Source organism: Cyanobacteria bacterium GSL.Bin1 (assembly GCA_009909085.1).
GTDB lineage: Bacteria > Cyanobacteriota > Cyanobacteriia > Cyanobacteriales > Rubidibacteraceae > Halothece.
Genome location: JAAANX010000083.1, coordinates 95740 through 106363 on the forward strand (window position 1 = coordinate 95740; position 10624 = coordinate 106363).

At 44.9% G+C, this 10624-nt stretch carries 6 protein-coding genes and 1 pseudogene; 2 read left to right on the forward strand and 5 right to left on the reverse strand.

The annotated features are described in order from the left end of the window. Positions 1-7 precede the first annotated feature (7 nt). A complete protein-coding gene (gene sodX, locus GVY04_10705) occupies positions 8-352 on the forward strand; it encodes a nickel-type superoxide dismutase maturation protease (protein NBD16581.1) in 345 nt (114 codons plus the stop codon). Here the strand turns inward: sodX and GVY04_10710 are convergent. Then, on the reverse strand, positions 349-1623 hold the full coding sequence (locus GVY04_10710) for a DUF815 domain-containing protein (protein NBD16582.1): 1275 nt from the start codon (positions 1621-1623) through the stop codon (positions 349-351). The genes sodX and GVY04_10710 overlap by 4 nt on opposite strands. A 98-nt stretch (positions 1624-1721) precedes the next feature. On the opposite strand from GVY04_10710, the pseudogene GVY04_10715 reads away from it, so the two are divergent. After that, a pseudogene (locus GVY04_10715) lies at positions 1722-3241 on the forward strand (FAD-dependent oxidoreductase). Positions 3242-3500: 259 nt separating this feature from the next. Here the strand turns inward: GVY04_10715 and GVY04_10720 are convergent. The 4 genes from GVY04_10720 to GVY04_10735 form a co-directional block, all read right to left on the reverse strand. Then, on the reverse strand, positions 3501-3686 hold the full coding sequence (locus tag GVY04_10720) for a hypothetical protein (protein NBD16583.1): 186 nt from the start codon (positions 3684-3686) through the stop codon (positions 3501-3503). A gap of 18 nt (positions 3687-3704) precedes the next feature. Continuing rightward, a complete protein-coding gene (locus GVY04_10725) occupies positions 3705-4643 on the reverse strand; it encodes a hypothetical protein (protein NBD16584.1) in 939 nt (312 codons plus the stop codon). Positions 4644-4679: 36 nt separating this feature from the next. Continuing rightward, positions 4680-5084, reverse strand: a complete 405-nt coding sequence (locus GVY04_10730; protein NBD16585.1) for a hypothetical protein — start codon at positions 5082-5084, stop codon at positions 4680-4682. Between the two features lie 78 nt (positions 5085-5162). After that, positions 5163-10082: a S8 family serine peptidase gene (locus tag GVY04_10735; protein NBD16586.1), complete on the reverse strand. Its 4920-nt coding sequence runs from the start codon at positions 10080-10082 to the stop codon at positions 5163-5165. Positions 10083-10624 lie beyond the last annotated feature (542 nt).

Below are 10624 nucleotides of genomic sequence, written 5' to 3' on the forward strand. Positions count from 1 at the left end.
ATATTGAATGCTAGCAGACATTACCCTAAAAGAATTTCTGTTGTGGTTACTGAGAAAACGCAAACGGTTTCGTGTCGTTGGCAACTCAATGTTGCCGTTGCTGAAACCAGGAGAAGAAGTGTTAATTGACCCGGCAATCAATCAAACTCAACAACCGCAAATTGGGGATCTGGTAGTTGCTCAACACCCGAGGGAAGACAATCTGCAACTGATCAAGCGGGTGCGTTTTATTTCCGAAGAAGGACATTTTTTCCTGCTCGGAGATAATCTGGAAGAAAGCACTGATAGCAGAAATTTTGGCAGTGTTGGGTTAGAACAAATTGTGGGGCGTGTGACCTGTCGCTTTGGTTAACCCCCCAGTTCTCCTTGTAAAAAATCAATAAACTGCCTCGCACTGCGTCCAGAACGACCATTATGACGAGTTGCCCACTGTTTGGCTCGAAATTCTAAGTCGTCTGGTGAGAGCGGAATTTGAGCTAATTGAGCCAAATGATGCACAATTTCCAGATAGCGCTCTTGATTAGGCGGTTCAAAGGTAAGGGTTAAACCGAAGCGATCGCTGAACGATAATTTCTCCTGTACGGTATCCCAAGCATGAACTTCGTCTTGATCACTAGGACGCGGACGATCCTCGAAAAACTCTCGAATCAAATGACGGCGGTTGGACGTGGCATAAACAACCACATTGCGCGATCGCGCGGTAATATTTCCTTCTAAAACCACTTTTAACGCTTTAAACGAGTCGTCATCTTCTTCAAAAGACAAATCATCGACAAAAATAATAAACTTCTGGGGTAAGTCCCGTAATTGCTCTAAAATTAACGGGAGATTGCGCAACTCTGCCTTTGGCACTTCCACTAATCGCAAGCCATCACTGCCATATTCATTGAGTAACCCCTTCACCAAAGAAGATTTTCCTGAGCCACGGCTACCATAAAGAAGAACGTTTAGAGCAGAATAGCCCTTTAAAAGGAACTGGGTATTTTGCACCAGCTTTTCTTTCTGCCAGTCATATCCCACAATTTCTGTGATTGGAACAGGATCGGGATGAGCAATCCCCACTAATTGTCCGGCTTGCCAAGTAAACGCTCGATATTGGGCAAAAATCCCACAACCATAAGTTTGATAATGCTTTGCCAGTTCTGGTAATACAGATCGCCAATCATCATGGTGATGGAGAAAATGATCGGTTGCAATGGGGTGTTCCCAAGCAATGAGCGGATGATTCAACTGACAACCGGCTTGGACCCACCGACTCAGGGTCGCACTCCCACATCGATAAAGTTCTTGTAACGCCCTCAGGTCCACTTGCGCTGCTTTAACCAACGCTGGCGGTAATGCTTCGAGAGAGTTAGCTTGCACTTGTTGCGAAAACGGATTGTTATCATAAAGAATCCGATGGACCAGGTAATCTTCCCAGCTTTGCTGGCTGGCGGCGAGAGATTTAAACCAGGTGCCGTAGGCTTGGAGACAAAGGGCGCGATCGCGCTGTTCTTTTAATCTCTGTAATAATTCAAGGAAGGCTTGTCCCACCTCATCTGCTAATACCGACTGATATAGCAATAAAGATGCAGCTTGTTGGAGCAAAAAACTAGCAGAGGGACGGGAGGAAGAGGAAGACATAGTTACACTCAAAGGGATATCAGTCAGCTCTCAGCAACGACTCATTTCGATCGTTTCTAATAGAACTGACCTGATCAATCATAACGGAGAAAAAAGCAATGGCAGTTGATTACGATATCGTTATTATTGGTGGGGGGTCTGGTGGTTTAGTGGTTGCCAGTGCTGCTGCCCAACTCAACGCGAAAGTTGCCCTTATTGAAAAAGATCGCCTTGGTGGCGACTGTCTTTGGTTCGGGTGCGTTCCCAGTAAATCCCTGCTTCAGGCATCCCGTGTCGCTCATACGGTCAAAACTAGTGCTCGCTTTGGCGTTGATACCACGCCCCCTGACATCGAATTTTCCGAAGCAATGGGTCATGTGCAACAGGTCATTCGTACGATTCAACCCCATGATTCACCAGAACGGTTTGAAGGGTTAGGGGTTGAGGTTATTTTCGGGGAAGGTCAATTCAAAGATCAAAAAACCTTCACGGTTAATGGGCGGGACTTAAGCGCCCGTGCCTTTGTTATTTCTACGGGGTCTCGTCCCAAAATCCCCCCAGTAGAAGGTATTGCAGAAGCTGGTTTTATCACCAACGAACAAGTCTTCTCTTTAAAAGAATGTCCTGAATCTTTAGCAGTGATTGGTGGTGGTCCCATTGGCTGTGAATTGGGGCAAGCCTTGCATCGGCTAGGGTCACAAGTGACAATTATCTCCAGCCGTGACCATATTCTTCCAAAAGAGGACCCAGAAGCGGCGTTAGTAGTTGAAGAACAAATGAAAGCCGATGGCGTGAGGATTTTGAATAATACGCGGGCACAAAAGGTAGAAATGATTGATGGGAAAAAACATCTTTGGGTGGGAAAAGAAAAAATTGTTGTGGATGAAATCTTAGTATCTTCGGGACGAATTCCTAATGTTGAGCGTTTGAATTTAGAAGCAGCTAGAGTTGAATATAGCGAAAAAGGACTGATTGTCAACGAAAAACTGCAAACTTCTAAGAGTAATCCAAGAAAATGATCATCCAGTAGCTATAGGCTGCTTAGGGAAATTTCAAGACATTATGGATGGTTTATTTGTTGCAGCACTCTAACAAACGCATTTATGGTTGTGGTGATGTCATTGGCGATTATCAATTTACCCATGTGGCAGGGTATGAAGCTGCTGTTGTCATCCAAAATGCCCTATTTTTTCCCTCTGCGAAAGCCGACTACCGCGTCATTCCTTGGGCAACGTTTACTGAACCTGAACTCGCTCATGTGGGGTTAACAGAAGCGCAAGCCCGACAGCGTTATGGGAACAAAATCGAAGTTTTAAAGCAAGACTTTGCAGAAGTAGATCGCGCGCAAGCTGAAGGGGCAACCACAGGCTTTGCAAAGTTTATTACCACCCCCAAAGGACAAATTTTAGGAGCCCATATTGTCGGACCGACAGCCGGAGAATTAATCCACGAAGTCATCCTCGCGATGAAAAACAACTTGCCCATTTCCGCGTTAACTGGCATCATTCATATTTATCCCACCCTGTCTGAGATCAATAGTAAAGCGGCCTTACAACTGAAGAAACGGAATTACGGAAAAAATAAGTTTTTACAAAATACGTTGCGAAAATTATTCGGTTTTCTCCGCTCAATTCGTTAACTAGAATCACCGGCGATTTGCAACAGCCTGAAAGAAGGGGGATTGTTCCTATATTGAAGCCCATTTTAGTCAATTTTTAGAAACATCACTATCCGTCTTCACTTACTTTTTGATATTGTGGATTTTAGAAGAATCGTAAAGTAAATCGACGTATCTTTTCATTATTTGATCGGCTTCTAAATCATTAATTGCTTTAAATTCAAGCTCTTGAGTATACTTGATAAAACTGGTTTCTTCAAAAATGGGTAGTGCTAAACAATTAATGATACGTTGTAGTAATACACAAAATACCAATCAGTTCCCTTGTTGCTTGGTCAATCACTTTTTGAGTCGGCTGCTCGACGAACTGCCGTCGACACGCACGACATTTGAACCGTTGTTTCTCATTGTGGATGTGACCATTTTTGACCGTTTGAGAAGAAGCGCAATTGGGACAAGTCAGCATTAGTTATAACACCGGCAATCATTTCTGCCCTTCTATCATTACATCTTGAGCACTACCCATTAATAAACTCACTAGCTCTTTAGTAATCGGCCAATTTGTTTGCCGCTCAAAATGGATAAACATTGGGCTGGGATTAGCTTCTAGAAAAATGTATTTTCCTTCCGGTGTCAAACGCCAATCAATTGCTGTCCACTCTAACCAGAGTGCGCGGGCAATTTGGGAACAATGAGATTGTATGACATCAGGTAATTGATGAGGAATTAATTGAGCTTGAGGATCTTCACGAAAATCTAACGACTGAGTGCGGATTTCTGCCGAGTAAACAGACTGTCCAATGACATAGGAACGAATATTGGTACCCGGAATATACTCTTGTAGTGTAATCGGCGAAATTTTCAAGACCCAATCCAAGCGTTCAGGTTGTAAATGCTCTTTTTCTAACAGTCTTGCTTGAGCGCCGCCATAAACTGGCTTAAAGATCACTTTTTCATAAGAGGCAGCGAATTTGATGACGGCTTCTGGATCGTTGCCAATCAGAGTAGCAGGAATCTCACCGCCAATTTCCCGTACTTTGCGAAGTTGTAGAGGCTTTTCCTTATGGAATTGATAGGCACGCCATGAATTGATCCAATGAATATTAGTCCCTTGCATAAAGGTTCTCAAAGCGCTCATGGCATCATTGAAAGCAAGAGTCTGTTGATAATGATCTTTGAGACTAGGAATACCAACACGCTCAAAGTTCCGCCAAAAGACACTATGTATCTCCTGGCAATCTAAGCGACGACCATCCGGTAAGCTGATATAACCCTGGCTAGTATCAGCTTGCCATGACAAACGAATTTGAGTGGGGAACAAAGAAGTGTCAAGGTAATCAGCAAGACATCCAGCCTGGGTAAGAGCAGCTTGCAGGTGGGCTGCGTGAAGATCTCTAGAATTACCTAAAATTAAAACTTGCATACCAGACTGGAATTTTCTTACTTTTGGCAATCCTTGTTAATCAATTACCGGATTATGGAAAAATGGGTGGTTGTCACTGCCTTGTCCGCCTAAAGGAGCAATCTCTCCGGAAAAGTCGCCTCCTTCTTCCCCGATTGCCAGAGTGGTCAGCTCTTCACCACTCCCGCCGGGAGAGCGGGGAACTTCAATTAGTTCTAGGGGCATGTCCCCTCCTTCTTCTCCGATTGCCAGAGTGGTCAGCTCTTCACCACTCCCGCCGGGAGAGCGGGGAACCTCAATTAGTTCTAGGGGCATGTCCCCTCCTTCTTCTCCGATTGCCAGAGTAGTTACCTCTACATCACTCCTGCCTATTTCATTCAAGGCTTCTGTCGTGCGTGTAAGGGGATCGATGCCATTCGTCTTCAGTTCTTGATCAGAAAGAGTGAAAGGATGTTGTTTCATAGGAAAACTCGCTGATAGTTGAAAACAATAATTTATATATCTTATCTTTTAGTCAAGTGAAGCAAGTTAAGGTGAGTTCTAGGTCAAAACAAAGTTATCACTGTCGAGGTCACTTGCCTGAATTCCTGTCAGGATCGCTAGGTTTGTATCTAAAGCAGCAATCAAGGCATCGTCTCCTTGTTGAATGAGAGAAAGGTCATCAAAATCTAGTCCCAGACCACCAATCCCCAAGACATCAACATCCAATTCAAAATTAGTAATTGTATTGGTACTGCTTGGTAAATCAGCATTAGCAATCCAAAACTGATCGGCTCCTTGACCACCACTCAGAAGACTATCACCTTCTCCAGCAAATAACTGATCGTTGCCGTCACCACCAAATAAACGATCGCTGGCACCAGCAAATAGAACGTCGTTTCCCTTACCGCCAAATAGCCGATTATTTCCTGTGCCAGATATAGCATTCAGGATATCGTTCCCAGCTTCTCCAAACAATCGGTCATTGTTACTAGCAAACAATTCATCGTCCCCTTTGCCACCAAAGAGTTGGTTATTACCAGAGCTTTGAGAAGCATCTACGATATCGTTACCATCACCAGCAAAGACAACAACACCACCATCAAATAGATTAATTTCATCATCCCCAGGAGTGCCAAATACTGGCGGTTCAGGTTCGGGAGAGGGATTGAAGTTACCAAAGTCAATACCAGTAACAATTTCACCAGAACCGACAACTACAGTGTAAGGTTGGAGACTGCCAGGAACAGGTTCGATACTAACCGCTAAGTCATCTTCAACGTAGCTTTCGTTAAAGGCTACCTGTAAACCATCTGTGCCATTGACATTTTCAACTCCAATGGTGGCACTATCTAGAGTACCGTTCATTTCCTCGTATTGATAAAGGATACTGCCATCCGGCTCCAGAATCACCTCAAAAGTAAGTGAGCCTTCATCGAAATAACGTGGAATGTCTTGATACTGAACGATAAATTGTTCTTCGGCTTCGTCGTAGTAGTAATAAATCGAACCTCCCTGAGCGGGATTGAGATCGTCCCAGAAAGGAGCGACCAAGTTATTGGGCTGCTGTGGATCGGGAATTGGATCGTTGGTGTAATCAAAAGCTTCGGAATCAAACGCAAGATAGCCATTAGAAGAAATATTAACGGTGTTTTGCTCTTGCTCGAAGAAGGGGAAAGTAAAGGGTAAATCGAGTGTAGCAAAATCGTCGTCAAAGAGATTCAGCTCTGTTCCTACATCTGAAATGTCTACCCAATCAAAGATCGGACCCTCTGGGTCGTTGCTGTCAGTAGATTCGTATTCAAAGGTAACTGGAAAAGTGGGTTGCCAGTCCTCCTGTACGATTTCGGTGACTGTATAGGTGCCGGGTTCAATGCCTATGAAGGTGTAATCACCGTTGGCATCAGTAATGGTAGAAACTTCCCCCTCGTCGAGTTCTCCGTTCTGGTTTTCATCAATGTAGATCGTCCAACCTTCAAGTCCAGGTTCGTCTTCATCTCGCTCACCGTTACCATTGAGGTCGTTCCACTTGCTCCCTTGAATCTCTCCTGGTAATATTTCTTGGTTACCAAAATCAATATCGGTGACAGCTTCCCCAGGTTCGAGTTCCACCGTATAGGTGCCGCCAGCAATTTCAAAAGCATAGGGCACGCTGTTTTCTAAGATAAGCCCAGCATCTTGTTCGTTGGCAAATCCGTACTCTAACGTCTGACCAAAGGCTAATACTTGACCAGCACCATACTCGTACTCAAGCAGTGTTGGCAAATTACTGTTTTGTCCCTGGGCGATAATCTCTGTATCTTCTGGTAGATTTTCAAAGGCAGCATGGCTGGCAGCGGTGCCAAAGAAGGGATCGGGCACACCAGTCATCAAAGGATTAGTTGGAGCAACTACATCGTTAAAGTCCTCAAAAAAGTTGCTCACCGTTACACCATTTGGCAATTGACCGCCACCGAAGTCTCCACCGTTAAAACCCAAGGAAGCGGCGCCAAACCATAGAGTTCCACCACTACTGACGTAATCGGCGAAATTTGAGGCATTAGCGACGTAGTTGTTGTAGAAGCTTTGAGGTTGATCGTTCGAGATGAACACTACTTCGTAGGAAGACAAATCAATATTGTCCATCTCGGAAGAGTTAACAACTTCTGTTTCAAGGTCGTTGTTTTCTAGCACTTGCTGTAGAGCATCACTATCCCATGGCAAGGAATCCTGGAACACCAATGCGCCAGTTCCAGTGCCTCCACCAGGAAAAGTTTGTTGCCAACCTTCTTGCAGCACCTCAGCTACAGTATAAGTATCCACTGGTAGCTCGGTAAAGGAGTAGTCCCCATTAGCATCAGTAACAGTAGAAATATCCTCCTCGTCGAGTTCGCCATTTTGGTTCTGGTCGAGGTAGATCGTCCAGCCTTCCAGACCTGGTTCACCTTCACCCCTTTCGCCATCACCGTCTAGATCGTTCCACTTACTGCCAGAAATTGATCCTGGTTCTAATTCAAAGTTACCAAAGTTAAGGTCAGTAACTGCATCTCCAGGAGCAAGATCCACGACATGAGCACCCGTCCCTATGCTATTCACTGTGACATCGTCTACATACCAGCCTTCAAAGTCATTTGCTATGTCATCTAAAGTATCAAAGTCAAATTGTACTTGGATGGTACTGCCGACGTAGGGAGTCAGGTCAAAGGTTGCGTTTGTCCACTCAGGTGTGCCGTTGACGAGATCGCCATTATTTTTGGAAGCAATTTGCTGGAATGCTCCCCCATCCTGAGAAATTAGCACCTGGGCTTCGTCCCAAGGAGGACCGCCTTCAGCTTCTAGGAAGTAATTAAATGAAAGCTCGGCACCGCTGACAGCGGTTAAATCAATTTCTGGAGAGGTAATCCGGCCAGCGGTGTAACCGACATCGTAGTTACCGCCGCCATCGGGTCCTTCCCCTTGACCAAAGTACATACTATCATCGGCCGAGTGACCTGGTTGTTCGCCACGACCAATAGATAAGTGCCACAATCCCTCTACTGGCGCACCCGTGTTGTCAATTGTAAATCCGTCGAGACTGGGATCGCCGTTGGCATCACTAAAGTCTGCTTGGTACAGTTCTTCGATCAATCCCAGTTCAGGAAAAGTTTGCTCCCATCCAGGTTTTAGTTCCTCAGCTATAGTGTAGATACTGGGTTCTAAATTAGTAAAAAGGTACTCGCCGTTGGGATCAGTAGCGGTAGATAATTCGCCTTCGTCTAATTGACCGTTATTATTCTGATCCAGATAAATTGTCCAGCCTTCTAAGCTTGGCTCATCTTCATCTTTAACACCATCTTCGTTTAGATCGTTCCACTTAACACCAGAAACTTCAGCCGGATTAGCTAAGTAGTTGCCAAAGTCAATCCCAGTAACAATCTCCCCTTCTCCGAAGGTTACTGTTTGAGAGCCAGATTCAGGAAAAGTTGGCAGCCAGCCAGGTTTGACTACTTCAGCCACAGTATAAGTTCCTGCTTCTAAGAAGTTAAAAGCATAATTCCCTTCAGCGTCAGTAACCGTAAATGCTTCGTCTTCGTCAAGTTCGCCGTTTTGGTTCTGGTCAAGATAAATCGTCCAGTCTTCTAGAACCGGTTCATCCCCATCCTGAATTCCATCTTGATCTAAGTCATTCCACTTACTCCCTTCAATTCCCCCTGCATTGGGAGCAAAGAGAGCATTGAAAGCATTGAGCCGTCCTTGAGACACAGTTATCCCTTCTAGTGCGGGAATTAGATCAGTGGTTTCTAAAATTCGCTCCTTGACCTCTTGTGCGCTCAAGCCAGGAAACTCAGATAAAAGTAGACCAGCAACTCCCGATACGTGCGGCGCAGCCATAGAAGTACCATCAAAAACAGCATAATTGTTTCCAGGAACGGTACTAAGAATTCCCTGCCCTGGTGCTCCTAAATCTACAGAGGTAGCCCCAAAATTAGAAAATCCCGCTAATTGATCGGCATCAGTTGTAGCTGCCACGGAAATAATGTTGTCTAAGTCATAGCTCGCAGGATAAAAGGGAAAGAGGTCTGTATCTGATGAACCATTCCCCGCTGCGGCAATGAACAACTGTCCTGCATCGCCAGCAGCAGCGATCGCATCAGATAACCCCTGGGAAAACCCTCCGCCTCCCCAGCTATTGTTGGTTAAGTCAACCCCCATCATTGTGGAGTATTCCACTGCCTGAATCGCATTAAAGGTAGTGCCGCTACCGAATTCATCCAGGAACTTGATGCTCATGATCTGGGCATCCCAGTTGACACCGGTTACCCCAATGTCGTTATTACCTTCAGCGGCAATTGTCCCTGAGACATGGGTCCCGTGGTCATTATCATCAAATGGGTCTCCATCATTATTAACAAAGTCATAGCCGTAGAAATCATCGACGAAGCCATTGCCATCATCGTCGAGCCCATTGTCAGGAATTTCTCCTGGATTAGTCCACATATTGTTTTGGAGGTCTGGGTGAGTGTAGTCCACTCCTGTATCGATCACCCCAATTACTACATCGTTTCCCGTTTGAATCTCCCAGGCTTCTGGAGCATCGATGTCAGCATCAGGAATCCCTCCTGTTTGTCCGGTATTGTTTAGTCCCCAAAGTTGGTCAAAACTGGGATCGTTGGGGATAGTTTGGGTAGTAAAGACAGTAGTGTTAGGTTCTATATATTCAACTGCTGGATCTCTGCCGTAGGTAGTGATCGCTTCTGGCACACTAATGCCTTGAATTTCCCAGAGCTCAATCCCGAGGGTTTGGGTTGAGTTGATCATTGAGGCATTGAGCTTATCTTGAAGATTTTTCACCTCAGATGGCTCAGCTCCTGGTCTGAGCTTAACAATTAGCTGTTCGGGAACGAACTCTTTTTCTGCCTCAGGAAGATTACCGTTGGTTGATGAATAAAGTTGGGTGGAAATGCCGTTATTGATGTTTTCAGTTTTTTCTACATCGTTAGTCTCAAAACGAGAAATAGTCATGGCTCTAACTAGAGGACAAAAACGCTGAAAGCTTGATCTGCCCTAGATATGTGTAAAATTAGACATTCTGTAAATTTTAAGTGAGATGGATTGGGTCATGTTGCCAAATTGGCATTAAATTTAATTGCAACCAGCCAGCAATAACTTCTTTGATCCAGAACTAGCTGTAACACGCACCGTTCGATCATTTTAAAATTGAGTTGCTTAATCAATGAAGCCAACAACTTTACTGTACAAGGCTTTTAGCCATTTTAGAGGAGATAGAGGGAATTTTTGATCCGACCCCCTGGCAACGGAGTGATGGGATTTGAAGAATCTTAGGAGCGCGATCACTTTTTATAAATTTTTTCTGATTTACTCCCCTCTACATCTCTTGAAACCCTCATACCGTAAACTTGTCTGCCATGATCATTCTGAATGAGTGACGTACTCCCGACGCTTATCCTGCGGATAAAGCGCGGGCTTCTCCAGTCTTTCGACCTTCGCGTTTTATAGTGAGGCGGACGCCCAACCCCACTTCCTTAATTAAAATTCCTGAGTTT